This is a genomic window from Elioraea tepidiphila DSM 17972, from assembly GCF_000378465.1.
Lineage (GTDB): Bacteria > Pseudomonadota > Alphaproteobacteria > Acetobacterales > Acetobacteraceae > Elioraea > Elioraea tepidiphila.
In genome coordinates, this window is sequence record NZ_KB899928.1 from 60,713 (window position 1) to 85,956 (window position 25,244).

30 protein-coding genes and 1 tRNA gene are annotated in these 25,244 nt (G+C 70.7%); 17 read left to right on the forward strand and 14 right to left on the reverse strand.

The annotated features are described in order from the left end of the window. Position 1: 1 nt before the first annotated feature. Positions 2-130 (reverse strand): NepR family anti-sigma factor, encoded by a 129-nt coding sequence (locus tag F563_RS25660; RefSeq protein ID WP_245557141.1) that lies wholly within the window; start codon positions 128-130, stop codon positions 2-4. 90 nt (positions 131-220) lie between these two features. Beyond that, positions 221-826, reverse strand: a complete 606-nt coding sequence (locus F563_RS22760; protein WP_084596614.1) for a sigma-70 family RNA polymerase sigma factor — start codon at positions 824-826, stop codon at positions 221-223. Positions 827-1,002: 176 nt separating this feature from the next. Here F563_RS22760 and F563_RS0114755 point away from each other — a divergent pair, with 176 nt between their 5' ends. After that, the gene (locus F563_RS0114755) at positions 1,003-1,215 is read left to right on the forward strand and encodes a DUF3185 family protein (protein ID WP_051089400.1); all 213 of its coding nucleotides are present in this window, start codon (positions 1,003-1,005) and stop codon (positions 1,213-1,215) included. A gap of 15 nt (positions 1,216-1,230) precedes the next feature. On the opposite strand, the gene F563_RS0114760 is transcribed toward F563_RS0114755, so the two are convergent. Then, complete coding sequence (locus tag F563_RS0114760; RefSeq protein ID WP_019015454.1) at positions 1,231-1,734, reverse strand: sigma-70 family RNA polymerase sigma factor; 504 nt, start codon at positions 1,732-1,734, stop codon at positions 1,231-1,233. A gap of 66 nt (positions 1,735-1,800) precedes the next feature. Between F563_RS0114760 and F563_RS0114765 the strand changes: the two genes are divergently transcribed. From F563_RS0114765 to F563_RS24505, 3 genes are all read left to right on the forward strand, one after another. Next, complete coding sequence (locus tag F563_RS0114765) at positions 1,801-2,526, forward strand: response regulator (protein WP_019015455.1); 726 nt, start codon at positions 1,801-1,803, stop codon at positions 2,524-2,526. A 91-nt stretch (positions 2,527-2,617) separates the two neighbouring features. After that, positions 2,618-2,815, forward strand: coding sequence for a CsbD family protein (locus F563_RS0114770; protein WP_019015456.1), 198 nt, complete (start codon positions 2,618-2,620; stop codon positions 2,813-2,815). 87 nt (positions 2,816-2,902) lie between these two features. Beyond that, positions 2,903-3,064, forward strand: a complete 162-nt coding sequence (locus tag F563_RS24505; protein WP_019015457.1) for a DUF1328 domain-containing protein — start codon at positions 2,903-2,905, stop codon at positions 3,062-3,064. A gap of 147 nt (positions 3,065-3,211) precedes the next feature. On the opposite strand, the gene F563_RS0114780 is transcribed toward F563_RS24505, so the two are convergent. After that, the gene (locus F563_RS0114780; protein ID WP_019015458.1) at positions 3,212-3,454 is read right to left on the reverse strand and encodes a hypothetical protein; all 243 of its coding nucleotides are present in this window, start codon (positions 3,452-3,454) and stop codon (positions 3,212-3,214) included. Between the two features lie 212 nt (positions 3,455-3,666). Between F563_RS0114780 and F563_RS0114785 the strand changes: the two genes are divergently transcribed. The 7 genes from F563_RS0114785 (at position 3,667) to F563_RS24890 (ending at position 9,946) form a co-directional block, all read left to right on the forward strand. Next, a complete protein-coding gene (locus tag F563_RS0114785; protein ID WP_019015459.1) occupies positions 3,667-4,710 on the forward strand; it encodes a rod shape-determining protein in 1,044 nt (347 codons plus the stop codon). 63 nt (positions 4,711-4,773) lie between these two features. Next, positions 4,774-5,646 (forward strand): rod shape-determining protein MreC, encoded by an 873-nt coding sequence (gene mreC / locus F563_RS0114790; protein WP_019015460.1) that lies wholly within the window; start codon positions 4,774-4,776, stop codon positions 5,644-5,646. Further along, positions 5,639-6,181 (forward strand): rod shape-determining protein MreD, encoded by a 543-nt coding sequence (gene mreD, locus F563_RS0114795; RefSeq protein ID WP_051089401.1) that lies wholly within the window; start codon positions 5,639-5,641, stop codon positions 6,179-6,181. Before mreC ends, mreD begins: the two co-directional genes overlap by 8 nt. Before the next feature lie 9 nt (positions 6,182-6,190). After that, the gene (gene mrdA / locus F563_RS22765) at positions 6,191-8,080 is read left to right on the forward strand and encodes a penicillin-binding protein 2 (protein ID WP_019015462.1); all 1,890 of its coding nucleotides are present in this window, start codon (positions 6,191-6,193) and stop codon (positions 8,078-8,080) included. Next, positions 8,077-9,222, forward strand: coding sequence for a rod shape-determining protein RodA (gene rodA, locus F563_RS0114805; protein ID WP_019015463.1), 1,146 nt, complete (start codon positions 8,077-8,079; stop codon positions 9,220-9,222). Before mrdA ends, rodA begins: the two co-directional genes overlap by 4 nt. A 51-nt stretch (positions 9,223-9,273) precedes the next feature. Further along, positions 9,274-9,349, forward strand: a tRNA-Lys gene (locus tag F563_RS0114810). Between the two features lie 447 nt (positions 9,350-9,796). Continuing rightward, a complete protein-coding gene (locus F563_RS24890; protein WP_019015464.1) occupies positions 9,797-9,946 on the forward strand; it encodes a hypothetical protein in 150 nt (49 codons plus the stop codon). A 245-nt stretch (positions 9,947-10,191) separates the two neighbouring features. Here F563_RS24890 and F563_RS0114825 read toward each other — a convergent pair whose 3' ends face one another. Genes F563_RS0114825 through phnG form a run of 8 tightly spaced genes read right to left on the reverse strand, consistent with a single transcriptional unit; the run spans position 10,192 to position 16,506 of the window. Next, entirely contained in the window at positions 10,192-10,881 is a 690-nt protein-coding gene (locus tag F563_RS0114825; protein WP_019015466.1) for a DUF1045 domain-containing protein, read from the reverse strand. After that, positions 10,881-12,023: an alpha-D-ribose 1-methylphosphonate 5-triphosphate diphosphatase gene (locus tag F563_RS0114830; RefSeq protein WP_019015467.1), complete on the reverse strand. Its 1,143-nt coding sequence runs from the start codon at positions 12,021-12,023 to the stop codon at positions 10,881-10,883. Before F563_RS0114830 ends, F563_RS0114825 begins: the two co-directional genes overlap by 1 nt. Next, on the reverse strand, positions 12,020-12,721 hold the full coding sequence (gene phnL, locus F563_RS0114835; protein WP_019015468.1) for a phosphonate C-P lyase system protein PhnL: 702 nt from the start codon (positions 12,719-12,721) through the stop codon (positions 12,020-12,022). The genes F563_RS0114830 and phnL overlap by 4 nt, the downstream gene beginning before the upstream one ends. Then, complete coding sequence (gene phnK, locus F563_RS0114840; protein WP_019015469.1) at positions 12,718-13,494, reverse strand: phosphonate C-P lyase system protein PhnK; 777 nt, start codon at positions 13,492-13,494, stop codon at positions 12,718-12,720. The genes phnL and phnK overlap by 4 nt, the downstream gene beginning before the upstream one ends. Further along, positions 13,491-14,372, reverse strand: coding sequence for an alpha-D-ribose 1-methylphosphonate 5-phosphate C-P-lyase PhnJ (locus F563_RS0114845; protein WP_019015470.1), 882 nt, complete (start codon positions 14,370-14,372; stop codon positions 13,491-13,493). The genes phnK and F563_RS0114845 overlap by 4 nt, the downstream gene beginning before the upstream one ends. Then, positions 14,369-15,469: a carbon-phosphorus lyase complex subunit gene (locus tag F563_RS0114850; RefSeq protein WP_019015471.1), complete on the reverse strand. Its 1,101-nt coding sequence runs from the start codon at positions 15,467-15,469 to the stop codon at positions 14,369-14,371. Before F563_RS0114850 ends, F563_RS0114845 begins: the two co-directional genes overlap by 4 nt. A gap of 3 nt (positions 15,470-15,472) precedes the next feature. Then, on the reverse strand, positions 15,473-16,057 hold the full coding sequence (phnH, locus tag F563_RS0114855; protein ID WP_019015472.1) for a phosphonate C-P lyase system protein PhnH: 585 nt from the start codon (positions 16,055-16,057) through the stop codon (positions 15,473-15,475). Beyond that, complete coding sequence (phnG, locus tag F563_RS0114860; protein ID WP_019015473.1) at positions 16,054-16,506, reverse strand: phosphonate C-P lyase system protein PhnG; 453 nt, start codon at positions 16,504-16,506, stop codon at positions 16,054-16,056. The genes phnH and phnG overlap by 4 nt, the downstream gene beginning before the upstream one ends. Positions 16,507-16,646: 140 nt before the next feature. Here phnG and phnF point away from each other — a divergent pair, with 140 nt between their 5' ends. The 4 genes from phnF to F563_RS0114880 all read left to right on the forward strand — a co-directional run bounded on the left by phnF (position 16,647) and on the right by F563_RS0114880 (position 20,261). After that, complete coding sequence (gene phnF / locus F563_RS0114865; protein WP_051089398.1) at positions 16,647-17,411, forward strand: phosphonate metabolism transcriptional regulator PhnF; 765 nt, start codon at positions 16,647-16,649, stop codon at positions 17,409-17,411. A 3-nt stretch (positions 17,412-17,414) separates the two neighbouring features. Continuing rightward, positions 17,415-18,581 (forward strand): alpha-D-ribose 1-methylphosphonate 5-triphosphate diphosphatase, encoded by a 1,167-nt coding sequence (locus F563_RS0114870; protein ID WP_019015475.1) that lies wholly within the window; start codon positions 17,415-17,417, stop codon positions 18,579-18,581. A 62-nt stretch (positions 18,582-18,643) separates the two neighbouring features. Then, complete coding sequence (locus tag F563_RS0114875) at positions 18,644-19,393, forward strand: SDR family oxidoreductase (protein WP_019015476.1); 750 nt, start codon at positions 18,644-18,646, stop codon at positions 19,391-19,393. A 22-nt stretch (positions 19,394-19,415) separates the two neighbouring features. Further along, positions 19,416-20,261, forward strand: coding sequence for a fumarylacetoacetate hydrolase family protein (locus tag F563_RS0114880; RefSeq protein WP_019015477.1), 846 nt, complete (start codon positions 19,416-19,418; stop codon positions 20,259-20,261). Positions 20,262-20,315: 54 nt separating this feature from the next. On the opposite strand, the gene F563_RS0114885 is transcribed toward F563_RS0114880, so the two are convergent. Next, positions 20,316-21,851, reverse strand: a complete 1,536-nt coding sequence (locus F563_RS0114885; RefSeq protein WP_019015478.1) for a UxaA family hydrolase — start codon at positions 21,849-21,851, stop codon at positions 20,316-20,318. A gap of 109 nt (positions 21,852-21,960) precedes the next feature. Here F563_RS0114885 and F563_RS0114890 point away from each other — a divergent pair, with 109 nt between their 5' ends. Together F563_RS0114890 and F563_RS0114895 are read left to right on the forward strand one after the other, a co-directional pair. Further along, the gene (locus F563_RS0114890; RefSeq protein ID WP_019015479.1) at positions 21,961-22,950 is read left to right on the forward strand and encodes a sialic acid TRAP transporter substrate-binding protein SiaP; all 990 of its coding nucleotides are present in this window, start codon (positions 21,961-21,963) and stop codon (positions 22,948-22,950) included. A 119-nt stretch (positions 22,951-23,069) separates the two neighbouring features. Beyond that, a complete protein-coding gene (locus tag F563_RS0114895; RefSeq protein ID WP_019015480.1) occupies positions 23,070-24,062 on the forward strand; it encodes a sialic acid TRAP transporter substrate-binding protein SiaP in 993 nt (330 codons plus the stop codon). 45 nt (positions 24,063-24,107) lie between these two features. Here F563_RS0114895 and F563_RS0114900 read toward each other — a convergent pair whose 3' ends face one another. Beyond that, a complete protein-coding gene (locus F563_RS0114900; RefSeq protein ID WP_019015481.1) occupies positions 24,108-25,223 on the reverse strand; it encodes a mandelate racemase/muconate lactonizing enzyme family protein in 1,116 nt (371 codons plus the stop codon). Between the last annotated feature and the right edge of the window lie 21 nt (positions 25,224-25,244).

Sequence of the window (25,244 nt, forward strand, 5' to 3'; positions counted from 1 at the left end):
CTCAGGGCTCCTGCTTGCGCTTGTCACCCTCGATCAGCCGCAGCAGGTCCTCCGGGATCGGCTCCTTGGCGACACGGTCGAACATCTGGTGCAGCTGGCGGTCGAGCCAGGCGTCGAACGCGTTGGTCACGTCCGCCTGTCCCTTGGCGCCGCGGCGGCGCGGGGGGGTCTGTCCGCCATCAGCCGGCATCGTGCGTTTCGGCGTGTCGCCCATAGCCCCTCAAGCGGTGCCTGCGCCCGCGCAGGCCACCCGCGCGCCCTCGCCACACGGCGGTGAGGTTACCGCGCGGGCCGGGCGGAGGCCAGATTCGCGAGCCACCGCCTTGGGCCGGGGCGCAGGCGCTGCCTCCTCGCCGAGCAGGGCACGCTCGAGTGTGGCGCGGGCGCGGAACACACGGCTCTTGACCGTGCCGACCGCGCAGCCGGTGACGTCGGCCACTTCCTCGCACGAGAGGCCGTGCACGGTCACCAGCAGCAGGGTCTCGCGCTGGTCGGCGGGCAGCCGGTCGAGCGCGCGGGCGAGTTCCTTGGCGACCAGACGGTCGGCCGGGTCGGCGGCGCAGGCGAGGGATTCGATCGGGGCATCCTCGATCGCCACCTTCGGGCGGTGCTTGCGCACATCGCTGATGAACCGGTTGCGGAGGATGCGGTGCAGCCAGGCGGCCAGGTTGGTGCCGGGTCGGAACTGCGCGCGTGCGGCCAGCGCGTTCACCACGGTGTCCTGGACGAGATCCTCGGCCGCGGCCCGATGGCGCGTCAGCGCGAGCGCCTGGACGCGGAGCTTCGGCAGAAGCGCGATCAGGTCGTCGTGGAACGTGTCGGGCACGTTGTCGGTCCTCCAGCCGTTTCCGATGCCCGACCAACGCCGTCCGCGCGCGAAAGGTTGCATCCCATCTGCCGGCCTGGCGCCGAAGGGGGCTCGGCAGCGGGAACCTCGCCCGGCAGCCGGCGTTGAGCCGGGGTCACGGTTGCGCGAGATGCAGAAGGAGAGCCCCGATGCGCATGTCCCTCGCCGTAGGTCTGGCCCTCGCGGTCGCCGGCGCGATGCTGCTGGCCATGGGCCTGAACGCCACGGATGCCCCGGCCGAGCAGATCACCGAGGCGCTGACCGGACGTCGGTCGGAGCGCACCGAATGGTCGCTCATCGGCGGGGCGGCGATGCTCGTCGCCGGCGCGGTGCTGGCGGGGGCGGCGCTGGTGCGGACGCGCGGCTGAGCCACCACACGGGGATCACGTCTTCGTGATCGCCTCACCCCCTCGGCCGAGCATGAGCGCCAGCGCCGTGCGGGCCCGGCTGACCCGGGCCTTCATGGTGCCCGTGGCGGTGCCGCAGATCATCGCGGCGTCCTCGTATGAGAACCCCTGGGCGCCGACGAGCAGGATCGCCTCGCGCTGGGCGGGCGGCAGGCGACGCAACGCGCGGTCGAGTTCGCCCATCGCCACATGCGCCTCCTGGCCGGGCGGAGCGCCCTGTTCGGGCGCCACCTCGTCGCTCGCCCGCCGGCGGCGCAGGCCCTGCCGGAACAGGTTGCGCTGGATGGTGAACAGCCAGGCGCGGAGGTTGGTGCCCGGCTCGAACTGCCGCCAGCCGGCGAGCGCGCGCAGCGTCGTCTCCTGCACCAGGTCGTCCGCCGCCGCCGCGTCGCGGGCGAGGAACCGGGCGAAGGCGCGGAGCTGCGGCAGCAATCCGATCAGCTCTGCCCGAAAGGCCGCCTCGTCCCGCTCAGCCGTCATCGCCGCCTCCGCTTGTCCGGTGCCATGGCGGCGTGAGAGACGACGTCCCACGATCGGAGGAGAGCGATGAGCGAGGATCTCCTGCGTGCGCTGCCGCGCGCACGGCGATTTGCGCGGGCGCTTGCCGGCAGCCAGGAGGCGGGCGATGCGCTGGTGCGCGAGGCCCTGCTGGCACTGCGCGAGGCGCCGCCGGAGGGCGATGGCGCGGCCGTGATGCTGGCGCTGTACCGCGCGGTGTCGGAGCGGGTGCCCGATACGCCGGTCGCCCCCGGGGGCCTCGGCGTGCTCGACCGCCAGGTGCTGCTGCTCACCGCGCTCGAGGGGCTCTCCCCCGACCAGGCGGGGGCCGTGCTGGGCCGCTCGCGCGCCGAGGTGGCCGAGATCGCTTCGGCCGCGCGCGAACGCCTGCGCGAGGCGGCCGCGGCGGATGTGCTGATCATCGAGGATGAGCCGATCATCGCCATGGACCTCGGCCAACTAGTGGCCGCATGTGGCCATCGCGTGGCCGGCATCGCCGCGACCCAGGCCGAGGCGATCGCGCTGGCGCGCAGTCTCAACCCCACGTTGATCCTCGCCGACATCAATCTCGGCATGGGCGGGGACGGCAAGAGCGCGGTCGCGGAGATCCTGCGCGAGATGACGGTGCCGGTGATCTTCGTCACCGCCTACCCGGAGCGTCTGCTCACCGGCGAGGCGGTGGAGCCCGCCTTCGTGATCACCAAGCCGTTCGACCCGATGACCCTGGCGATCGCCACCTATCAGGCCGTCACCGGCGGGCTCCGGCTCGGCTGAGCCCCGGCGGGAACCCCTCCTTCGCGGGCCCGTTGACCCGACAGGTGCCGCACTGGCGGTGTCGGACGGCCATCGGTCGAAGGAGAGTGTGATGAACAAGGACATCATCGCCGGCAACTGGAAGCAGCTGGTCGGCAAGGCCAAGGTGCAGTGGGGCAAGCTGACCGACGACGACCTCGCCTTGATCGAGGGGCGGCAGGACCAGCTCATCGGCAGGATCCAGGAGCGCTACGGCATCGCGCGCGAGGAGGCGGAGCGCCAGGTGAAGGCGTGGCGCGCGCGGCTCTGAGGCCGATCGGCGGAGCCGGGACGGCGGGGCTCGGGGAAACCCGGGCCCCGCTGTCACGTTGAAGAGAGACAACGAAAGGAGCCGCGCATGCTCACCTGGACCTTGATTTTCCTTGTTGTCGCGCTGATCGCCGGCATTCTCGGCTTCGGCGGCGTCGCCTCGACCGCAGCCGGCATCGCCAAGGTGCTGTTCACGATCTTCCTGGTGCTGTTCTTGGTCTCGCTGCTCGTGCAGGTCGTCGGCGCCTGACGGCCGACTCGACGCGGGGCCGGTCCGCCGCTGCGGGCCGGCCCCTTTCTGATGCCCGGCGCAAGGCCGACACAGGCAGCGGGCTGGAACGGAAAAGGGGTGCGACCCGAAGGTCGCACCCCTGGAAGGAGGGGGCGTCCCGACGCCTCAGCGCCAGGCCGGCCGGCCGAGATTCACATCGCGCGGCGAGGTCAGCGCGCCGGCCGCGGCACCTGCCGCACCGCCGATCACCGCGCCGCCGAGCATGCTACCGCCCGTCAGGCCGCCGATCGCGGCTCCGCCCGCGGCACCCAGCGCGCCGCCCGACAGGGCACGGTCGCCAGGGGTATTGCCGCAGGCCGCGAGGCCCAGCATCGCGACGGCCGCGGCAGCAAGGGTGATCGATCGCATCGCTCGGTCTCCTCCGTTGCAAGGCACTGATCCGTTAACGCTGGCCGGCCTATTGTGTTCCCTGAGAATCTTCGGTGGGGTCCGGTCCGGTCGAATCAGCGGTTGAGCAGTCCCCGCCGCCGCCGTAAACCGATGCGCCCGGTCGGCCCCCCATACCACCGCACGCAAGGGTCAACGGACCGTCCGGGTCCTCAAGGAAGGTCACTCCATCGATGCTGTCGCGACTGCTCGGGATCCTGTCCGCCGACATGGCGATCGATCTCGGGACGGCCAATACGCTGGTCTATGTGAAGGGGCGGGGGATCGTGCTCGACGAGCCCTCCGTGGTGGCGATCGCGGATGTGCGCGGACGCAAGCAGGTGCTCGCGGTCGGCGAGGAGGCCAAGCAGATGCTGGGCCGCACCCCCGGCAACATCCAGGCGATCCGGCCGCTGCGCGACGGCGTGATCGCCGACTTCGAGGTCGCCGAGGAGATGATCAAGCACTTCATCCGCAAGGTGCACAACCGGCGCAGCTTCGCCTCGCCGATGATCATCGTCTGCGTGCCCTCCGGCTCCACCGCGGTCGAGCGCCGCGCGATCCAGGAGAGCGCCGAGTCGGCCGGTGCCCGGCGGGTCTATCTGATCGAGGAGCCGATGGCGGCCGCGATCGGCGCCGGCCTGCCGGTTACCGAGCCCTCGGGCTCGATGGTGGTGGATATCGGCGGCGGCACCACCGAGGTCGCCGTGATCTCGCTCGGCGGCATCGTCTACTCGCGTTCGGTGCGGGTCGGCGGCGACAAGATGGACGAGGCCATCATCTCCTACATCCGCCGCAACCATAACCTGCTGATCGGCGAATCCTCGGCCGAGCGGATCAAGATCGAGATCGGCGCGGCCTGCCCGCCCGACGACATGGACGACGGCCCGCTGCGCGAGGTGAAGGGCCGGGATCTGATGAACGGCGTGCCGCGCGAGGTGGTGGTCAGCCAGCGCCAGATCGCCGAGAGCCTCTCCGAGCCGGTCAGCGCGATCGTCGAGGCGGTGAAGGTGGCGCTCGAGAACACACCCCCCGAGCTCGCCGCCGACATCGTCGACAAGGGCATCGTGCTGACGGGCGGCGGCGCGCTGCTGCACCGACTCGACACCGTGCTGCGCATGGCCACGGGCCTGCCGGTGCTGGTCGCCGAGGAGGCGCTCTCCTGTGTCGCGCTCGGCACGGGCCGCGCGCTCGAGGAGATGAAGAAACTGCGCAACGTGCTGTCGTCGATGTACTGAGTCTTCGGCATTCTCCTGTAGGCTGGCAGGGCAGGAAACGGGCAGGCGAGGGGTGGTACTCGGGTGATCCGTCTCAGCGTGCCGCTACGCCAGGCGATCGCGCGGCTGGTCCTGCCGGTGCTGATCGCGGCGAGCTTCGGGCTGATGCTGCTCGGCAAGGCCGACACGGTGCTTGCCGAGCGCGCCCGTGCGGCGCTGGCCGACCTGCTGGTGCCGGTCTATGGCGCGCTCTCCCGACCCGTGGGCACGGTACGCGACGCGGCCGCAGAGGTCCGCAACCTGATCTATCTGCACAGCGAGAACGCCCGGCTGCGCGAGGAGAACGAGCGGCTGCGGCGCTGGCGCGACGTCGCCCTGGCCCTGGAGGCGGAGAACCTCGCGCTGCGCGATGTCCTGCACGCCCCGGCCGAGCCCACGCCGCAGTTCACCACCGTCCGGGTCGTCGCCGATCTCGGCGGTGCCTATGCCCGCTCGGCGCTGCTGGCGATCGGGCCCCAGCATTCGGTCCGCAAGGGCCAAGTGGCGCTCGACCGGTCGGGTCTGGTCGGGCGCATCACCGAGGTGGGAGGGCGGTCGGCGCGGCTGCTGCTCGCGACCGACATCAACTCGCGCATCCCCGTGCAGGTGGAACGCACCCGCACCCGCGCCATCCTTGCCGGCACCAACGCGCCACGTCCGCGCCTGCAGCACTGGACCGAGGGGGAGGCGCCCCTGCCCGGGGAGCGGATCGTCACCGCCTCCGAGGCCGGCGCCTTTCCGGCCGGGCTGCCGGTCGGGATCGTGCGCGAGGGCCGCGGCGGCGTGCTCGAGGTCGAGCTGTTCGCCGATCTGGACCGGCTGGAGTTCGTCCGCCTGCACGATTTCGGCCTTTCGGGCATCCTGCCGCCGGAGCAGGTGACGCGCCCCGAGCGGCCGCGCCGGCGTGGCGATGGCTAGCCCGGTCGCCCGCCCGCCGCGCCCGCGCGGCTTCTGGCAGATGCTCGACCAGGTGGCGCGCGATGTCGCCCCGGGAGCGCTGACGGTCGCGCTGGTGCTGGCGATGGGGATCCCCATCGGCCTGCCGGCCCAGCACGGCGTGATGCCGGTTCCGGCGCTGGCGGCGGTGTATTTCTGGACGCTCTACCGCCCGGGCCTGATGCCGCCGCTTGCGGTGTTCGCGATCGGCGTGCTCTCCGACCTGCTGACAGGGGCCCCGCTCGGGCTCCACCCCTTGCTGCTGCTGCTCCTGCATGCGGCGGTGCTGACCCAGCGGCGGGTGCTGACGCGCCAGTCCTTCCTGCTGGTGTGGGTCGTGTTCGCCCTGATGGCGACCGCCGTGCTGGGCCTCGGCTGGGTGCTGCGGGCCCTGCTGCTGTTCCGCCTGCTGCCGGTCGAACCCGCGCTCTACGAACTCGCGCTGACGGTCGCCGTCTATCCCGCGCTCTCCTGGCTGTTCGTCCGGGTCGAGCGCGGTCTCGCCGCCGCCGAGTGAGGCCGCGCCATGCGCCGCGAACAGGGCAAGCGCGCCGTCTTCACCCGCCGGATCCTGCTGGTCGGTGCGGCCAAGGCGGCGGTCATGGGCGCGCTCGGGGCACGGCTCTACCAGCTCCAGGTGGTCGAGGGGGAACGTTTCCGCACCCTCGCCGACGAGAACCGCATCAGCGTGCGGCTGATCCCGCCGCCGCGCGGCCGGCTGCTCGACCGCTTCGGCGAGCCGATCGCCGCGAACCGTCTGAACTGGCGGGCGATGCTGGTGGCCGAGCGCACCGACGATGTCGGCGCCACCCTGGCCACGTTCTCCGAGATCGTGCCGCTGACCGAGGCCGATCGCGCCCGCATCGAGCGCGAACTCCGCCGGCGCCGGCGGTTCGTCCCCGTGGTGGTGCGCGACTACCTGGCCTGGGAGGAGATGGCGCGGCTGGAGGTGAACGCGCCCGATCTGCCGGGCATCCTGACCGATGTCGGCCAGAGCCGGATCTACCCCGGCGGCGAGGCCTTCGCGCACGTGATCGGCTATGTCGCCCCGCCGGCCGAGGCCGACCTCGACGGCGATCCGATGCTGGAACTGCCGGGCATCCGCGTCGGCCGTGCCGGGCTGGAACGCGCGCATGACCGGGCGCTGCGCGGACGGGCGGGCACGGTCCGGCTGGAGGTGAACGCGGTCGGGCGCGTGATCCGCGAACTCGCGCGCGAGGAGGGCACCCCCGGCCAGGACGTCACGACCAGTCTCGATGCCGGATTGCAGCAATTCGCCGCCGAGCGCATCGCCGAGGAGAGTGCCGCCGCCGTGGTGCTGGACGCGCGCAACGGCGAGGTGATGGCGATGGTCTCCTCGCCCTCCTTCGACCCCTCGCTGTTCGACAGCGGCGTCTCTGCCGCGCAGTGGCGCGAATGGACCACCAACCGCCGCGCGCCCCTGATCAACAAGGCGATCGCCGGGCTGTACGCGCCCGGCTCCACCTTCAAGATGGTTGTCGCCCTTGCGGCCCTGGAGGCGCGCGTGGTGAGCCCGGGGGAGCGCATCTTCTGCGCCGGGCTGACCGAACTCGGCGATGCCAAGTTCCACTGCTGGCGGCGCGGCGGCCATGGCTGGCTCGACATGCGCGAGGCGATCAAGCAGTCCTGCGACTGCTACTTCTACGAGGCCGCCAAACGCACCGGGATCGATCGGATCGCGGCCATGTCCAACCGCTTCGGCCTGGGCGTCGAGCCGGCGATCGAGCTGCCCGGCGCGCGCCCTGGGCTGGTGCCGACACGCGCCTGGAAGCGCGCGACGCAGGGTGTGCCCTGGCAGCAGGGCGAGACGTTGGTGCACGGCATCGGCCAGGGCTTCATCCAGACCACGCCGTTGCAGCTCGCGGTGATGACGGCGCGGATGGTGAATGGCGGGCGGGCGATCGAGCCGCACCTGACGCGCGCGATCGGCGGGCAGCTCGTGCGCGGCGCGCGGCCCGAGGACTGGCCCATGGTCGGCATCCCCGAGGCGCATCTGAAGCTGATGCGCGACGCCATGGGCGGGGTGGTGAACGAGCGCGGCGGCACCGCCTGGGCGAGCCGTCTGCCGCCCGAGGTGGGGGCGTCGATGGGCGGCAAGACCGGCACCACCCAGGTGCGGCGCATCACCATGGCCGAGCGCGAGCGCGGCCTGCGCCGCCAGCAGGACCTGCCCTATGAGTGGCGCCACCACGCGCTGTTCGTCGGCTTCGCCCCGGTCGAGAATCCCGTCTATGCCTGCGCGGTGATCATCGAGCATGGCGGCGGCGGCTCGGCCGCGGCCGCGCCGGTGGCGCGCGACATCATGGCCGAGACGCTCTTGCGCGACCCGGCCCGGCGCGACAGCGCCCCCGCGCCATCGCTGCAGGTCGCGGCGGCGGAGCGGCGCGAGCGATGATCGAGCGGCGCCTCTCGCGCGAGCGGGGCATGACGCTGACGGAGAAGCTCGGCTCCGTCAGCTGGACCTTCGTGCTGCTGCTCGGGCTGATGGCGGGCGTCGGCTACGCGATGCTCTACTCCGCGGCCGGGCTGAACCCCGAACCCTGGGCATTCCGCCACGGGCTGCGCTTCGGCTTCGGCGTGCTGATGATGATCGGCATCGCCATGGTCGATATCCGCATCATCCTGCGTCTCGCCTGGCCGCTCTATCTGGTCGGCATCGGCCTCCTGGTGCTGGTCGCGTTGCACGGCCAGGTGGGCAAGGGGGCGCAGCGCTGGCTCGACCTCGGCGGGTTCCAGCTCCAGCCCTCCGAGCTGATGAAGATCCTGCTGGTGATCGCGCTCGCGCGCTGGTTCCACCGCGCGAGCCTCGAGCGTGTGGGCAACCCGCTGTTCCTGATCCCGCCGCTGATCGCGATCCTGATCCCGGCCGGGCTGGTGCTGAAGCAGCCCAATCTCGGCAATGCGGTGATCACGCTGGTGGTGGGTGGGGCGGTGTTCTTTGCCGCCGGCGTGCGCTGGTGGAAATTCGCCGCCGTGATCGGGGCGGCGGCGGTCGCCGCGCCGATCGTCTATGACCGGCTGCACGACTATCAGCGCCAGCGCATCCTGACCTTCCTCGACCCCGAGAGCGACCCGCTCGGCGCGGGCTACCACGTGATCCAGTCGAAGATCGCGCTCGGGGCGGGCGGCATGTTCGGCCGTGGCTTCGGCCAGGGCACCCAGAGCCAGCTGAACTTCCTGCCGGAGAAGCAGACAGACTTCATCTTCACCATGCTGGCGGAGGAGTGGGGGTTCGTGGGCGCGGCCTCGGTGATGGCGCTGATCCTGCTGGTGGTGTTCTACGGGCTCGCGATCGCGCTCGCCTGCCGGCACCAATTCGGCCGGCTGGTGGCGGCCGGGATCACGGTCAATTTCGCGCTCTACGTGTTCGTCAACATCGCCATGGTGATGGGGATGATCCCGGTCGGTGGGGTGCCGCTGCCGCTGGTCAGCCATGGCGGGTCAGCCATGATCACGGTGCTGATCGGCTTCGGCGTGCTGATGAGCGTGCACGTCCACCGGGCGGTGGAGATCGAGGGCGAGCAGGCGGAGGCGTAGGCCCGGGGTCGACAGGCCGGGGGCGCTTTGCTATAGCCGCGCGCCTTGGGCGGGCGCATAGCTCAGTTGGTAGAGCAGCTGACTCTTAATCAGCGGGTCCAAGGTTCGAGTCCTTGTGCGCCCACCACCCACGTCCGCCACCGTCCTTGTCCCGCCGCTCCGCCACGTCGCGCATTGCGTGCGACCAGCGCAGCGCTGCTCGCGCATCGCGCGAAACGTTCGCACGGGCCATCTCGGCAGGCTGACCATGCCCGATCCTGACGGGGGCACATGCCAAGCTGCGCGGCATGGTTCACGTCCATTGCGTAACCGTTTTGGCTCTCGCGCCGGCCGGCCGCATGGCCGCTCCTGCGCCGACCGATGCGAGGGCCGTCGGACGGCCTGATCCGCTGCGCTCGCTGGTCCAGGCGCTCCGAGGCCCGATGGTCGGGCGATCCCGTCAGCATGTCCAACGGGATCGGAACAGTCCTCGGCACGATCATCGCCGGGGTGCTCCGATGCCTCAGGCCGACGTTGACGGCAACGGCGCGCGCGCACCCGCATCGGCGTGCGCCGTGACCGGGAGGACCGAGCCATGATGCGGCTCGGCCGGTGGCTCGCCCGGTCTTTGGTCCTCGCGCTTGCGCTCGTCCTTCTCGTGGCGATGGTCGCCGTCGTGCTGCTGATCGCAGGACATCTCACCGACGCCGAGCGCATGCTGTTCTGGACGGAGTGGGTCCGCTGACGCGGCCCACCGTGGTGTGACGGCGCTCGCGGATCGGCACGCCCGTCAGCGGTACCGCGGCGGGATCGAGCGCGGCCGCCTCAGCCCTCGTGCTGGGGCGCAGACGACGCCGTGCCGAGCGCTGAATTCCTCTGCCGCGACCCTGGCATGCTCGGCCTGGTGTTGATCCTCGTCGGCACGGCCCTTCAGATCGGTGCGGTCTGGATCGGCTGGCCTTGCGGCACGGAGGCAGACCGTCTCTCGACTTAACCGAAGCGGTAGCGACGTCGGAGGATGAACGGCGCCCCCGGCGCCGGCTCGACATACAGGGCAACTTCCTCGACGCGGATCGGCTCTGCCAGAGCGCCAGAAAACCGCGCGGCCAGCACCTCGCCGAGCGGCGCCGCCTCGTCCATCGCCAGGCGCCCCGTCAGCGTCAGGTGGAAGCGGAACTCGTCCATCACATAGGGGTAGCCCCAGCGCGCGAGATTCGCCTGCTGTCCGGGGGTCAGCCCGGCGCGCTGCCGCCGTGCGACTTCCCCCGGCTCGGGTGGCGCGCGGAACGCGTCGAATGTCGAGACGCAGGCGGCGGCCAGCGCGTCCAGCGGGGCCGATCGCTCGGCGGGCACGACCGCGAGGAATCCCGACAGCGGACGCACCACCAACCGCCCGACGTCGAACGGCGCCTGCGCCGCCGCGAAGGCACGGAGCGCGGCATCGAGGCTCGCCTCGCTCTCGCCGTCAGCCAGACGGAACGGCGGCTTGAGAGTGCCATGCCAGCCGTAGCGCGCAGGTTCGGCGGTGATCGTGGCGTGCTGCTGCTCGGCCATCCCGCCGGGCATCGGCGGCACGATCCGCTCGCCTGTCTCCGGGTCACGGCCAAGCCACGCGCAGCCCTCGCGCCAGAGCGGATGGCCGCGCGGCGGCGCCCAATAGATCGCGTAGCGATAGGCCATCAGGCGATGCGCCGGCCTTCGCGCCAGACCTGGCGCACCAGCGGATGCCCGTCGGCGAGATGCACCTGCACGAGATCGGCACGCAACCCCGGCGCGATGCGGCCGCGATCATCCAGCCCGACCATGCGCGCCGGCTCGGCCGAAATCGTCGCGATCGCGCGTGGCAGGGCGATGCCGTGGCGATCGTGCAGCAGCAGGGCACTCGCCAGCATCGAGGAGGGGATGTAGTCCGAGGCGAAGACGTCGACGAGGCCGCGCGCGACCAGATCGGCGGCCGCGACATTGCCGCTGTGGCTGCCGCCGCGCACGATGTTCGGCCCGCCCGCCACCACCGCCATCCCGTGCCGCTTCGCCGCCTCGGCCGCGACCAGGCTGACCGGGAACTCGCTGATCCTGACGCCGCTTGCGTGCCAGGCCGCGACCTCGTCCTCGGTGCGATCGTCATGGCTCGCGAGCGCGATCGGGCGGCCGGCGAGACGGGCCAGGATCGCGTCGCGATTCGCATCGCGGACACGATCCCGCGTCTCGCGTCGCCGCGCGACATAGGCGCGCGCCTCCGCCTCGGTCATGCCGAGCGTGCGGGCGTTCCTCTTCACGTAGCGCTCGACATCGGCGAACTGGCCGGCGCCCGGCGTGTGGTCCATCAGGCTGACCATGCGCACCAGCGGATCGTCGGCCACCGGCTCGAAGCTCTCCTGCATGGTCGCGACACTGAGCTCGCAGCGGAGGTGCAGCAGATGCTCGGCGCGCAGGAGACCGCGCGGCGCGAGGGCGCGCAGCTCCGCCACGCCCTCGCGGAACATCTGCTCGCGCTGGTCCGCGTGTTCGACCTCGCCGACGCAGAGCGCGTCCAGCACCGTCGTGACGCCCGCCGAGGCCACCTGCGCGTCGTGCGCGAGCAGGGCGGCGCGCGCGGACCAGCGCACGCCGGGCCGCGGCATCATGTGCTTCTCGAGATTGTCGGTGTGCACATCGACCAGGCCGGGGATCAGCAGGTCGCCCTCGAGATCGAGCGCGGCGGCAAGCCGGCTACGGCCCCGCTCGACCGCGACGATTGCGGGCCCGCGCAGCACCACCGTGCCGTCGAACACCTCCGTTTCGGTGACCACCCGGGCGTTCGTGAAGATGGTCTCGCCGCTCATGCCGCCGCCGCCAGAGGGACCACCGGATGCTCGCGTGTCGCCACCGCGCGGCGCACATCGGCATCGTGGAAGATTCCCACGATCGCCGCGCCGCGCGATTTCGCCTCCTGGATCAGCCCGACCGCGACTTCGGCGTTCGCCGGATCGAGGCTCGCGGTCGGCTCGTCCACGAGCATCACAGGATAGGGGAAGGCGAAGCCGCGCGCGAGGTTGACGCGCTGCTGCTCGCCGCCCGAGAAGGTCGCGGGGGGCAGCGACCAGAGCCGTTCCGGCAGGTTGAGCCGCGCGAGCAGGCGCTCGGCCTCGCGTTCGGCGGCGGCCGCATCCACCCCCGCCGCGCGCAGCGGTTCGGCGACGATCGCGCGGGCAGGCACGCGCGGGATCACGCGCAGGAACTGCGAGACATAGCCCACCGTCTCGCGCCGGATCGCGACGATCTCGCGCGGGCTCGCCGCGGCGAGATCGACCAGACGATCGTGGTGCCGCACCAGGATGCGGCCGCCGCCGGGAAGGTAGTTGCCATAGAGGGCCCGCATCAGCGTGGTCTTGCCGGCCCCCGACGGCCCGGTCAGCGCCACGCACTCGCCGGCGCGCACGGTCAGCGACACGCCGCGCAGCACGGGCAGCCGCGCGCCGCCCTGGAGATGCAGGGTGAAGTCCTTCGACAGCCCCTCGACGGTCAACAGCGGTGCGTTCATGCCTGCAACACCGAGGAGACGAGCAGCTGGCTGTAGGGGTGCTGCGGATCGTCGAGCACCTGATCGGTCAGCCCCGCCTCGACGATCCGCCCGCCCTGCATCACCAGCATCCGGTCCGCGAGCAGCCGCGCGACCGCGAGATCATGCGTCACGATCACGACCGAAAGCCCGAGATCCGACACGAGCCGTCGGATCAGGTCGAGCAGGCGCGCCTGCACCGAGACGTCGAGGCCACCGGTCGGTTCGTCCATCAGCACGAGGCGTGGGCGTGTCACCAGCACGCGCGCGATCTGCAAGCGCTGCTGCATGCCGCCCGAATAGGTGCGCGGCGGATCGTCGATCCGGGCCGGGTCGATCTCCACCCGGCGCAGCCATTCGGTCGCCTCGGCGCGGATGCCGCCCCAGTGGCGCGCGCCGGCCGCCATGAGCCGTTCGCCGACATTGCCGCCCGCCGAGACCGACATGCGCAGCCCGTCGCGCGGGTTCTGGTGCACGAAGCCCCACTGCGTGCGCGCGAGCTGCCGCCGCATCGGCTCGGGGAGCGCGTCGAGCGCGACCGGCGCGCCGTCGTCGAGACGGTACTGAACGCGTCCGCCATCGGCCGGCAGGTCGCCATGCACCGCGCGGAGCAGCGAGGTCTTGCCGCTGCCTGACTCGCCGACGATCGCCAGCACCTCGCCCGGCCAGAGCTCGAACGAGGCGCGATCGACCGCGAGCGTACGGCCGAACCGCACGGTGAGCTCGCGCACGGAAAGCAGCGGGGCGTCGCTCATTCGCCGGCCCCCGCGAGTGCGTGCCCGGCCGCGGCACCGCGATGCCCGGCCGCGCGCCGCGTGGTGCAGTGATCCGTGTCGCTGCACACGAACAGGCGCCCGCCGCGATCGTCCACCACCACCTCGTCGAGATAGGAGTCGGTCGCACCGCAGAGCCCGCAGGGCGCGTTCGCCTTCCAGGGATGGAACGGATGGTCCTCGAAGGCGAGGCTCTCGACGCTGGTGTAGGGCGGGACGGCGTAGATGCGCTTCTCGCGCCCCGCGCCGAACAACTGCAAGGCCGGCGAGCGGTGCATCTTGGGATTGTCGAAGGACGGAATCGGCGAGGGCGCCATCACGTGCCGGCCGTTCACCAGCACGGGGTAGTCGTAGGAGAGGGTGATGCGGCCGTGGCGCGCGATGTCCTCGTAGAGCTTCACGTGCATCAGCCCGTACTCGGCGAGGGCGTGCATCCGGCGGGTTTCGGTCTCGCGCGGCTCGAGCTTGCGCAGCGGCTCCGGCTGCGGGACCTGGTAGACGAGGATCTGCCCGGCGGTAAGCGGGGTCTCGGGGATGCGGTGGCGGGTCTGGATGATGGTCGCCTCGACCGTGCGTTCGGTGGTGCGCACGCCGGCGGTAAGCGCGAAGAAGCGGCGGATGGAGACGGCGTTCGTCGTGTCGTCGGCCCCCTGGTCGATCACCTTCAGCACATCGTCCGGGCCGATCACGGCCGCCGTCACCTGCATCCCGCCGGTGCCCCAGCCATAGGCGAGTGGCATCTCGCGGCTCGCGAACGGCACCTGGTAGCCGGGGATCGCCACGGCCTTGAGCAGCGCGCGGCGGATCATCCGCTTGGTCTGCTCGTCGAGATAGGCGAAGTTGTAGCCGGGCAGGCTCATTCCGCAGCCTCGCGGTTCGGTTCGGCGACGCGCTCCTCGGCCTCGGCGCGCAACCGGCGGATCAGTTCGAGCTCCGACTGGAAGTCCACGTAGTGCGGCAGCTTCAGGTGCTGGACGAAGCCCGAGGCCTCGACATTGTCGCTGTGGCTCAGCACGAACTCCTCGTCCTGCGCCGGCGCGGTGACGTCCTGGCCGAGCTCGCGGCTCATCAGCGCGCGATCGACCAGCGCCATGCCCATGGCCTTGCGCTCGCTGTGGCCGAAGGCGAGGCCGTAGCCGCGGGTGAATTGCGGCTTCTCGGTGCGGCTGCCCGCGAACTGGTTGACCATCTGGCATTCGGTGACGGCGATGTCGCCGATCTCGATCGCGAAGCCGAGCTCCTCCGGCGCGATCTCGACCGCGACGGTGCCGTAGCGCACCTCGCCCGCGAAGGGATGGGCACCACCATAGCCGCGCTGGGTCGAGTAGCCCATCGCGAGCACGAAACCCTCGTCGCCGCGCGCGAGATTCTGCAGCCGGAGTGCGCGCGCGGCCGGGAAGGTGAGCGGATCGCGTGTCAGGTCGGGCGGTTCGGCGTCGCGGTCGCCGCTTTCGGGGCGGATCAGCCCCTCCTGGTCGAGCAGCGCGGCCACGCGTGGCATCGCAGGATCGGCCGGCTCGGCGGCACGTGGCGCGGGCGGCACGGGCGCGTCGTCGAGCAGCCCGGGATCGAGCAGGCGATGCGTGTAGTCGTAGGTGGGGCCGAGGATCTGTCCGCCCGGCAGATCCTTGTAGGTCGCGCTGATGCGCCGCGCGATCGTCATGCGCGCGGTGTCGATCGGCAGGCTGGCGCAGAAGCGCGGCAGGGTGGTGCGATAGGCACGCAGCAGGAACGCGGCTTCCTGGAGGTCGCCCTGGGCCTGCTTGATCGCGAGTGCGGCCAGCGTGCGGTCATACAGCGCCCCCTCGGCCATCACGCGATCGACCGCATGGCCGAGCTGCTGCTCGATCTGATCCACGCCCAGCACGGGCACGGACGGGTCGCCGCGGCGTGCCTCGGCCAGCACGGCGTGGCTCGCCGCGATCGCGCGTTCCCCGCCTTTGACCGCGACATACATGGCTCAGCCCTCCGTCACGGCGGTGCTGCGGGGCAGGCCAGCGATCTGCGTTCCGGCCACCAGGACGACATCGACACCGCGCGGATAGGCTACGTGGTTGCGCGCCCGCCACGCGACGAAGCCCGCTGGCAGTCCTTGGACGTGCAGTCTTGTGGTGGTCTCGATGCCGGGGCCGGCGAGACACAGCGGAGCGCCAGCGCCGAGCCGTGCGACCTGAACCACGGCGGTCGCGGAACGGTCGGGGAACTCGTCGGACCCGATAGGGAGACGATCGAACGGCAGCGCGACCGTATCGGCTGCGAAGGCGAAGGCCGCGTCTTCCGCTGCGCCCACGATCCGGCAGCCGGTATGGAAGCGGAGCCAGGCGACCACCTCCGCCGTACGCAGCGCCGGGTCGAGCCAGACCGCGGTGTCCGCATCGCACAGCGTGAGCGCGATCGCGCCGGCCGCAAGCGCGAGCGGGGGCGGCGCGGGTGGCGCCTCCAGCGACACCACCATGCCAGGGCGCGCCATCGCATCGAGCAGGCGGCGGAACACCGCCTGGGCGGCGAGCGGCGGGTCCACGAACCCAGGGGCGAGCGCGGTCATCCCATGCGCACCATCGAGAAGAAATCGACCTTGGTCGCGGCGGCGCGGCGCAGCGCATCCTCGCGCATGGCTTGCTGGCGCGCGGACTCCGCGGCGATCAGGCCGGCCTGGAGCGCAGGGCCATGCGCGTCCGTCTGCAACAGCGCATCGAGCACGGCGGCGAGTTCGGCCTTGCGCTGATCCCGCCCAGCGACATAGGCATGGCCGACCGTGCCGCAGGCGAGACGGACCGCGCAGCGCGTCACGGTCATCTCGCCGAGATTGAACTGCGCGCCATCGCCGCCGGCGCGGCCACGCACCATCACCATGCCGATCTCGGGAGCGCGCAGCCGTGTCCATGTCGCGGGCGGGTCGAGCACGTCCACCGCCCGCTCAAGCGCCGTGCGATCGGCGCGTGCGAGCACGCCCATCCAGGCCTGGCGTTCTTGGATCTCGAAGGCTGCGGGCATGACGTGACGTGGCGCTCGCGGGAGGTCTTAGAACATCTAGACATCCCAACATATCAACAACTACACTGCACCACAATACGCCGATGACGCCGCGTGTGGCGTGACGTTCCGATGACGCACGCGGTCATGGAGACGATGCGATGGACGTTCACCGCTCCGAGCCCCCCAGGGAGGCTGCGCCGTCGGTCGAACGTGGCGCGGGTGTGACACTCTGGCGCCAGATCGAACAGGCGCTGGAGGCCGAGATCGCTGGTGGGCGGATCCCGCCCGGTGGGCGGCTGCCGACCGAGCAGCAGCTCTCGGCGCGGTTCCAGGTCAACCGCCACACCGTGCGGCGCGCGATGGAGGAGCTGGAGCGGCGCGGGCTGGTGCGGATCCAGCAGGGCCGCGGCAGCTTCGCCGCCGAGGACGTGATCGACTACCAGGTCGGCCCCCGGACGCGCTTCTCGGAGGTGATCGCGCGGCAGAACCGCGAGCCTTCGGGCCGCATCCTGCGCGTGGCCGAGGTGGTGGCGGACGAGGCGGCAGCCGCCGCGCTCCGGCTGCGGCGCGGGCGGATGTTGTGGCTCGTGGAGCGGCTCGGGCTGGCCGATGGGCGGCCGGTCAGCCTCGGGCGGCATCACTTCCCGCAGACACGCCTGCCCGGCCTGCCGGACGCGCTGGCCGACGGCAAGGGCTCGATCACGCGCGCGCTCGCGGCCTGCGGTGTCGTCGAGTATGCGCGGCGCTCCACCCGCGTCACGGCGCGCCTGCCGAGCCTCGAAGAGGCCGAGGCGCTCGCCCATCCGCGCAACCGGCCGGTGATCGTGACGGAAGCGGTGAATATCGACGCGCAGGGCGTGCCGGTGGAATATGGTGTCGCGACCTATCCTGCAGGTCGGGTGCAACTCAATTTCGAATTCTGAGGCATGACCGGAACACTCGAGATCGCCGGCGCGCGGCTGCTGCTCGCTGATTCCGTTTCTCCGCCGACCACGCTGACGATCCGCGACGGCATGATCGCGGCGATCGGTGTGGATGCGCCGAAGGGCGCTCGCGAGCTGCGCGCGGACGGATTGCTGCTTGCACCCGGCCTGGTGGACATCCACGGCGATGCGTTCGAGCGCCAGGTACAGCCCCGGCCAGGCGTGGATTTCCGCCACGATCTCGCGCTGATCGACACCGACGCGCAGCTGCTCGCCAACGGCATCACCACGGCGTTCCACGGCGTGACGCTGTCATGGGAGCCCGGGCTGCGCAGCGAGACCGCATTCCGGTCCATGGTCGCGGCGTGGCAGGCGCTGGCGGGACGTCTCGGCGCCGATCACCGCATCCATCTGCGGCTCGAGACCTACGCGATGGACCAGTGGCCTTCGGCCGAGGCGGCGATCGACGCGGGGGCTGTGCACCTGCTCGCGTTCAACGACCATACGGCGGAGATTGCCCGGCGCGCCGCCGACCCCGCACGCGCCTCGCGCTACGCCGACCGCGCGAAGGTGACGGGGCCGGAGGTGCTGGCGCTTGCCAAGGCAATGCTGGCGCGCGCTGACGAGGTCGAACCGTTTGTGGCGACGGCCGCGGCTCTCGCCCGCGACGCGGGACTGGTGATGGCGAGCCATGACGATGCGTCGCCGGAGACACGCGCGCGCTGGCGTGCGCTCGGCTGCACCATCTGCGAGTTTCCGATGAACGAGGAGACGGGGCTCGCGGCACGTGCGGCTGACGAGCATGTGGTAATGGGCTGTCCCAACGTGGTCCGCGGCGGCAGCCATCTCGGCTGGCACTCGGCCGAGGCGATGGTGCGCGCTGGCGCGGCGGACGTGCTCGCCTCCGACTACTTCTACCCGGCAATGCGCCATGCCGCCTTCGCACTGGCCGCGCGCGGCGCCTGCTCGCTGCCGGAGGCCTGGGCGATCGTCTCCGCCAATCCCGCCGCTGCCGCGGGGCTTGCGGATCGCGGCCGGATAGCGGCGGGGTTGCGCGCCGATCTTCTCCTGATCGATGACACTGCACCTGCCGGACCCGAGGTCGTCGGCACGCTGGTGAGCGGCCGGATCGCGTGGCTGTCGGCCGCCGGTGCGGCACGCCTCGCCTGACCCCCCTTGTCGGCAGCAGGGCGCGCGGCAAGGATGCGCGCCGCAGCGCAGGGGAGGAACGGATGGCCGGACGGCTTCAGGGCAAGCGCGCATTCGTGACGGCGGCGGCGCAGGGCATCGGGCGGGCGACCGCGCTCGCCTTCGCGGCCGAGGGCGCGGAGGTGATCGCGACCGACGTCAACGAGGCGGGGCTCGCCTCGCTTGCCGGCAAGGGCATCCGCACCCGCCGGCTGGACGTGCTCGACCCGGCCGCGATCGCGGCGGCGGCGAAGGATGCGGGTGCGGTGGACGTCCTGTTCAACTGCGCGGGATTCGTGCACCAGAACACGATCGAGACGTGCACGGAGGAGGAGTGGTCCTTCGCGCTGGATCTGAACGTGCGCAGCGCGTTCCGCGTGACCAAGGCGTTCCTGCCGGCGATGCTGGCGAAGGGCAGCGGCAGCATCATCGTGATGTCCTCGGCCGCGTCCTCGATCAAGGGCGCGCCCAATCGGTTCGTCTATGGCGTGACCAAGGCTGCGCTGATCGGTTTCGTCAGGAGCGTCGCGGCCGACTACGTCAAGCGTGGCGTGCGCGCGAACGCGATCTGCCCGGGCACGGTCGAGACGCCGTCGTTGCAGGACCGGATCGCGGCGAACGCGGGCGAGGCGGGCAGTGTCGATGCGGCGCGTGCGGCGTTCATCGCGCGCCAGGCGATGGGTCGGCTCGGCACGCCGGAGGAGATCGCGGCGCTCGCGGTCTATCTCGCGAGCGATGAGAGCGCGTTCGTCACCGGCCAGTCGATCGTGATCGACGGCGGCTGGACCCTCTGAGTGTGAGAAGGAAACGGATCGGATGAAGCTGCTGCGCTGGGGCCCGAAGGGGTTGGAGAAGCCGGGGATTCTGGATGCCGAGGGGGCGTTGCGCGATCTCTCCGGAATCGTCGAGGAGATCGGGCCCGAGGAGCTGTCGCCGGCGGGGCTCGCGCGGCTCGCGGCGGTGAATGTCGGCGCGCTGCCGAGGGTGGAGGGCAGCCCGCGGCTTGGCGTGCCGTTCACCGGTACGCGCAACTTCATCTGCATCGGGCTGAACTACGCGGACCATGCGGCGGAGACGGGTGCGCCGATCCCGAAGGAGCCGATCATCTTCATCAAGGCGCTGACGGCGCTGAACGGGCCGAACGACGATGTCGAGATTCCGCGCAGCTCGGTGAAGACCGACTGGGAGGTCGAGCTTGGCGTGGTGATCGGTTCGCGCGCGAAGTATGTGGACGAGGCGTCGGCGCTCGACCACGTCGCCGGGTACTGCGTGGTGAACGACGTGAGCGAGCGCGAGTTCCAGATCGAGCGTGGCGGCACCTGGGACAAGGGCAAGGGGCACGAGACCTTCGGCCCCGTTGGGCCGTGGTTGGTGACGAAGGACGAGGTGCCCGATCCGCAGAACCTCGACATGGGCTTGGACGTGGACGGGCAGGTCATGCAGCACGGGAACACGAAGACGATGATCTTCGGCGTGCGGCACCTGGTGAGCTACGTATCGCGCTTCATGACGCTGATGCCGGGCGACATCATCACCACGGGCACGCCGCCGGGTGTGGGCATGGGCAAGAAGCCGGAGCCTGTCTATCTGCGCCCCGGCCAGCAGATGCGCGTCTGGATCGCGGGGTTGGGCGAGCAGCGTCAGCGGACGGTGGCGGCATAAAGAGGGGTTGGGGTCGAGGGGAAGGGGCCAATGGCCCCTTCCCCCGCCGTTTCTTTACATCGTCGCGCCCTGCACCCAGGGTGCGAACTCCTCGGCGCCGAACCCCCATTGCTCGCTCTTGGTCCGGCTGCCTGATGCCACCTCAAGCATCCGCCGGAAGATGCGCTCGCCGCATTCGGCAACGCTCTCGTCGCCGTCCAGCACGGTGCCGCAGTTGATGTCCATGTCGTCCTCCATGCGGCGGTACATCGAGGTGTTGGTGGCGAGCTTCATCGACGGCGCGGGCTTGCAGCCATAGACGGAGCCGCGGCCAGTGGTGAAGCAGACGAGGTTGGCGCCGCCCGCCACCTGACCCGTGATCGACACGGGGTCGTAGCCGGGCGTATCCATGAACACGAACCCCTTGGCGGTGACCTTCTCGGCGTATTTGTACACGTCCACCAGATTGGTCGTTCCGGCCTTGGCCATCGCGCCGAGCGACTTCTCCAGGATCGTGGTGAGCCCACCCGCTTTGTTGCCGGGGGAGGGATTGTCGTCGAGTTCGCCGCCATTGCGGCGCGTGTAGTCCTCCCACCAGGCCATCAGGTCGACAAGCTTGCGGCCGACCTTCTCGCTGACCGCGCGGCGGGTGAGCAGGTGTTCAGCGCCATAGGTCTCGGGTGTCTCGCTGAGGATGACTGTGCCGCCGTTGCGCACGACGAGGTCGGAGGCCGCCCCGAGCGCGGGGTTGGCGGTGATGCCGGAGTAGCCGTCCGAGCCGCCGCATTGCAGGGCGACACAAAGATGGCTCGCCGGCACGGTCGTGCGCGTGACGGCGTTGGCGTCCGCGAGGACCTCGCGGACGAAGTCCACCCCCTTGGCGACGGTCTTCGCCGTGCCGCCGGTCGATTGGATCGTCATTGCACGGACGCGCGGCTTGCCGTCCAGCCCTTCGGACTCCATCAGCCCGGGGATCTGGTTCACCTCGCAGCCGAGGCCGAGCACGATGATCGCGGCGAAGTTGGGGTGGGTGGCGTAGCCGGCGAGGGTGCGGCGGAGCAGGCGCAGCGGTTCGAGGTCGCTCATGCCGCAGCCTGTCTTGTGGGTGAGCGCCACCACGCCATCCACGTGCGGGTAGTCAGCGAGGGGGTCGTGGTTGCTGAACGGGTTGCGGCGGAACGCGTCGGCGACGTACTGGGCAACGGTGGCGGAGCAGTTCACGGTGGTGAGCACGCCGATGTAGTTGCGTGTGGCGACCCGGCCGTCGGCGCGCAGAATGCCCTGGAACGTGGCGGGCGGGTCGATAAGGGCGGTCGGCCTCGCTTCCACGCCGAAGGCGTAGTCGCGGCTGTGCTCGCCCATGCCCAGATTGTGGCTGTGCACGTGCTCGCCGGGCGCGATCGGCCGCGTCGCGACGCCGATGATCTGGCCGTAGCGGCGCACGGGCTCGCCTTCGGCGTGCGGGCGTACGGCGATCTTGTGGCCCGGCGGGATGCGGGTGGTGGTCGTCACGCCCTCTCCGGGGATGGGCGTGCCCGGCAGTACGTCGGCGCGCGCGATGACGACGCCGTCCTCCGGGTGCAGACGGATGGTGAGCGGGGGCGTGGGCATGACGGTCTCCTCCGGTGAATACCTTATTGCGCACTGCCCCAGGGTTGACCATCCTCCCCCGGCGACCGCGCCGGGCGCTCCGGGAAGCGGGGAGGGAAGGAGACGATCGATGAGGCGATACGTGCTTGCGGCGGCCCTGGCCGCCTTCGCCACCACGGTGGCGCTGCCGGCGGATGCCCAGACGCGGCTGCGCTTCGCGCACGTGTATGAAGTGAACGAGCCCTATCACACCGAGGCGCTGTGGGCGGCCGAGGAGATCGCCAAGCGGACGAACAACCGCTGGCGGATCGAGGTGTTTCCGGCCTCGGCACTGGGCAACGAACCGGCGATCAACGAGGCGCTGACCCTTGGCACGATCGACATGATCTATACCGGCACGGCCTTCGCGGGCTCGCGTTTCCGGCCGATCGCGATCAGCAATGCGCCCTATGTGTTCCGCGACTTCGACCACTGGCTCGCCTATCGCAACAGCGAACTCCTGAAGGAGATGATGGCCGGCTATGACCGCGCGACCGGGCACAAGACGCTGGCGCTGACGTATTACGGCGCGCGGCACGTGACGGCGAACCGGGCGATCAACCGGCCGGAAGACATGCGGGGGATGAAGCTGCGCGTGCCGCAGGCGCCGCTCTATCTCATGTTCGCCCGGTCGGTCGGCGCGAATGCCACGCCGATCGCCTTCGCCGAGGTGTACCTGGCGTTGCAGAACGGCACGGTGGACGGACAGGAGAACCCGCTGCCGACCATCCAGGCGAAGAAGTTCTACGAGGTGCAGAGCCATATCATCCTGACTGGCCACATCTCGGAGAGTCTGCTGACGATCGCGGGCGGGCAGCTCTGGCGCCGGCTGAGCGCGGCGGATCGGGCCGTATTCGAGGAGGTTTGGCGTGAGGCCGCCAACCGCGCAACCTTCGCGATCCGTACGGCGGAGGAGACGCTGCCCGACTGGTTCCGCGCCCAAGGCAAGACGGTGATCGTGCCCGACCGCGCGGCGTTCCGCGAGGCGGCGATCCCGCTGCACAACGACCAGGCCGCCGGTGCAGGCTGGACGCGCGAGCAGTACGACCGGCTTCAGGCGCTCGGCGCGCGTACCAACTGAGATGTGAGGCTTGGCGCGGGGTGGCCATCAGGCTGCCCCGCCCTTGCGTCCCAGCCTTTGATCCGGCTAAGGGAACTGATACATCAGGTCGGACCCGGTCGGAAAACCGGATGGGAGGAATGATGATCCGCTTCACCGCTGCCGCGCTCGCAGCCGCCTTCGCCACCACGGTGGCGCTTTCGGCGGATGCGCAGACGCGGCTGCGCTTCGCGCACGTGTATGAAGTGAACGAGCCCTACCACACCGAGGCGCTGTGGGCGGCCGAGGAGATCGCCAGGCGGACGAACAACCGCTGGCGGATCGAGGTGTTCCCGGCCTCGGCGCTGGGGAACGAGCCGGCGATCAACGAGGCGCTGACCCTTGGCACGATCGACATGATCTACACCGGCACGGCCTTCGCGGGCTCGCGCTTCCGGCCGATCGCGATCAGCAATGCACCCTTCATCTTCCGCGACTTCGACCACTGGCTCGCGTATCGCGACAGCGACCTCTTCAAGGAGCTCGCCGCCGGCTATGATCGCGCAACCGGCCACAGGATTCTCGCGCTGACCTATTACGGCGCGCGGCACGTGACGGCGAACCGGGCGATCAACCGTCCGGAGGACATGCGCGGGATGAAGCTCCGTGTGCCGCAGGCCCCGCTGTTCCTGATGTTCGCGCGCGCTGTGGGCGCCAACGCCACGCCGATCGCGTTCGCCGAGGTGTATCTGGCGTTGCAGAACGGCACGGTGGACGGGCAGGAGAACCCGCTGCCGACCATCCAGGCGAAGAAGTTCTACGAGGTGCAGAGCCACATCAACCTCACCTCGCATATCGTCGACAACCTGCTGACGATCGCGGGCGGGCAGCTCTGGCGCAGGCTGAGCGCGGCCGACAAGGCCACGTTCGAGCAGGTCTGGCGCGAGGCCGCCGCGCGCGCAACCTACGCCATCCGGACCTCGGAGGAGACGCTTCCGGCCTGGTTCGAACAGCAGGGCAAGACGGTGGTCCGACCGGATCTCGCCGCCTTCCGCGCCGCCGCCGCGCCGCTGCACAACGACGCCTCGGCGGGAGCCGGCTGGACACGCGAGCACTACGACCGGTTCATGGCGCTCGGTGCGCGGACGAACTGAACACGTCGTGCCACGGGGCGGGCGGCCTGCCCGCCTCGTGCCGCCCTACCGCTCGATCACGATCGGCGTGAAGCACTGATGGCGCGCCATCGCCGCGCGATCCCAGACAATGCCGTTACCGGGGATCTCGCTCGCACGCGCGATGCCGCCCGTGATCGCGATCCGGTTCTCCATGATGTCGTCGAGCTGCGGGATATGCTCGAGCCAGAGACTGTTGGGCACGGCGCAGCAGAGCGGCAGATGCAGCTCCATCAAGTAGTGCGGACAGACCGCGACATTGAAGGCCTCGGCCATGTGCGCGACCTTGAGCCAGGGTGTGATCCCGCCGATGCGCGCGACATCCACCTGCACGATGCGGCAGGCATTGCGCGCGAGATAGTCGCGGAACTGCGCAGGGTGGTAGAGGCTCTCGCCCACCGCGACCGGAATCGTGGTCGCCGCGCAGAGCCGCGCATGCCCTTCGACATCCTCGGCCGGCAACGGCTCCTCGTACCAGGCGAGGCCCAGCCCGGCCGCCTCGAAGGCGCCCGCGCGGCGGATCGCCTCGCTGACCGTGAAGCCCTGATTGGCGTCGGTCATCAGCTCGATGCCGTCACCAATGACGCGGCGGACGGCTTCGAGCCGCGCGACATCCTCGCGCAGGTGCGGCTTGCCGACCTTCACCTTCACGCCGCGGAAGCCCTTGCCGACCAGCGCCTCGGCGTCCGCGACCAGCTGCGCCGTCTCGACATGCAGCCAGCCGCACTCGGTGTCATAGACTGGGATCCTGTCCTTCGCCCCGCCGGCGAGGCGATGCAGCGGCAGGCCGAGCCGCCGCCCGCGCAGGTCCCAGAGCGCGGAGTCGACCGCGGCGAGGGCGAGCGCGGTCAGCGGACCGACCGAGAGCGCGTGGGTGTGCCAGAACAGGTCCTGCCAGATCGCCTCGATCGCATCCGGATCGCGGCCGATCAGGCGTGGAGCGAAATGATCCCGCAGGAGCGCGATCACCGAGGACCCGCCCGTACCGATGGTGTAGCTGTAGCCCGTGCCATCGGCGCCGTCGTCGGTGACGATCCGGACGATCGGCGTCTCCTGGCACGTGAAGGCCTGGATCGCGTCGCTGCGCGGCGTCTTCGGTGTCAGGTCGATCTGGCTGATCTCGATGCGCGCGATCCGCGCCATGAGGTGTCCTCCTTCGTTGTG

What these genes read in the sequence shown, in the direction of transcription:
- F563_RS0114770 (WP_019015456.1), top strand. Translation starts at nt 2,618, where the DNA reads ATGAACAAGGACATCATCGCCGGCAACTGGAAGCAGCTGGTCGGCAAG.
- phnK (WP_019015469.1), bottom strand. Translation starts at nt 13,494, where the DNA reads ATGAGCGACGCCCCGCTGCTTTCCGTGCGCGAGCTCACCGTGCGGTTC.
- F563_RS0114755 (WP_051089400.1), top strand. Translation starts at nt 1,003, where the DNA reads ATGTCCCTCGCCGTAGGTCTGGCCCTCGCGGTCGCCGGCGCGATGCTG.
- phnF (WP_051089398.1), top strand. Translation starts at nt 16,647, where the DNA reads ATGGACGTTCACCGCTCCGAGCCCCCCAGGGAGGCTGCGCCGTCGGTC.
- F563_RS0114760 (WP_019015454.1), bottom strand. Translation starts at nt 1,734, where the DNA reads ATGACGGCTGAGCGGGACGAGGCGGCCTTTCGGGCAGAGCTGATCGGA.
- F563_RS0114900 (WP_019015481.1), bottom strand. Translation starts at nt 25,223, where the DNA reads ATGGCGCGGATCGCGCGCATCGAGATCAGCCAGATCGACCTGACACCG.
- F563_RS24505 (WP_019015457.1), top strand. Translation starts at nt 2,903, where the DNA reads ATGCTCACCTGGACCTTGATTTTCCTTGTTGTCGCGCTGATCGCCGGC.
- F563_RS0114890 (WP_019015479.1), top strand. Translation starts at nt 21,961, where the DNA reads ATGAGGCGATACGTGCTTGCGGCGGCCCTGGCCGCCTTCGCCACCACG.
- F563_RS0114850 (WP_019015471.1), bottom strand. Translation starts at nt 15,469, where the DNA reads ATGTATGTCGCGGTCAAAGGCGGGGAACGCGCGATCGCGGCGAGCCAC.
- phnH (WP_019015472.1), bottom strand. Translation starts at nt 16,057, where the DNA reads ATGACCGCGCTCGCCCCTGGGTTCGTGGACCCGCCGCTCGCCGCCCAG.
- F563_RS0114845 (WP_019015470.1), bottom strand. Translation starts at nt 14,372, where the DNA reads ATGAGCCTGCCCGGCTACAACTTCGCCTATCTCGACGAGCAGACCAAG.
- F563_RS0114885 (WP_019015478.1), bottom strand. Translation starts at nt 21,851, where the DNA reads ATGCCCACGCCCCCGCTCACCATCCGTCTGCACCCGGAGGACGGCGTC.
- F563_RS24890 (WP_019015464.1), top strand. Translation starts at nt 9,797, where the DNA reads ATGATGCGGCTCGGCCGGTGGCTCGCCCGGTCTTTGGTCCTCGCGCTT.
- F563_RS0114765 (WP_019015455.1), top strand. Translation starts at nt 1,801, where the DNA reads ATGAGCGAGGATCTCCTGCGTGCGCTGCCGCGCGCACGGCGATTTGCG.
- F563_RS0114830 (WP_019015467.1), bottom strand. Translation starts at nt 12,023, where the DNA reads ATGAGCGGCGAGACCATCTTCACGAACGCCCGGGTGGTCACCGAAACG.
- phnG (WP_019015473.1), bottom strand. Translation starts at nt 16,506, where the DNA reads ATGCCCGCAGCCTTCGAGATCCAAGAACGCCAGGCCTGGATGGGCGTG.
- F563_RS0114875 (WP_019015476.1), top strand. Translation starts at nt 18,644, where the DNA reads ATGGCCGGACGGCTTCAGGGCAAGCGCGCATTCGTGACGGCGGCGGCG.
- F563_RS0114785 (WP_019015459.1), top strand. Translation starts at nt 3,667, where the DNA reads ATGCTGTCGCGACTGCTCGGGATCCTGTCCGCCGACATGGCGATCGAT.
- F563_RS0114870 (WP_019015475.1), top strand. Translation starts at nt 17,415, where the DNA reads ATGACCGGAACACTCGAGATCGCCGGCGCGCGGCTGCTGCTCGCTGAT.
- F563_RS0114825 (WP_019015466.1), bottom strand. Translation starts at nt 10,881, where the DNA reads ATGGCCTATCGCTACGCGATCTATTGGGCGCCGCCGCGCGGCCATCCG.
- mreD (WP_051089401.1), top strand. Translation starts at nt 5,639, where the DNA reads ATGGCTAGCCCGGTCGCCCGCCCGCCGCGCCCGCGCGGCTTCTGGCAG.
- phnL (WP_019015468.1), bottom strand. Translation starts at nt 12,721, where the DNA reads ATGAACGCACCGCTGTTGACCGTCGAGGGGCTGTCGAAGGACTTCACC.
- mrdA (WP_019015462.1), top strand. Translation starts at nt 6,191, where the DNA reads ATGCGCCGCGAACAGGGCAAGCGCGCCGTCTTCACCCGCCGGATCCTG.
- F563_RS0114880 (WP_019015477.1), top strand. Translation starts at nt 19,416, where the DNA reads ATGAAGCTGCTGCGCTGGGGCCCGAAGGGGTTGGAGAAGCCGGGGATT.
- rodA (WP_019015463.1), top strand. Translation starts at nt 8,077, where the DNA reads ATGATCGAGCGGCGCCTCTCGCGCGAGCGGGGCATGACGCTGACGGAG.
- F563_RS0114895 (WP_019015480.1), top strand. Translation starts at nt 23,070, where the DNA reads ATGATGATCCGCTTCACCGCTGCCGCGCTCGCAGCCGCCTTCGCCACC.
- F563_RS0114780 (WP_019015458.1), bottom strand. Translation starts at nt 3,454, where the DNA reads ATGCGATCGATCACCCTTGCTGCCGCGGCCGTCGCGATGCTGGGCCTC.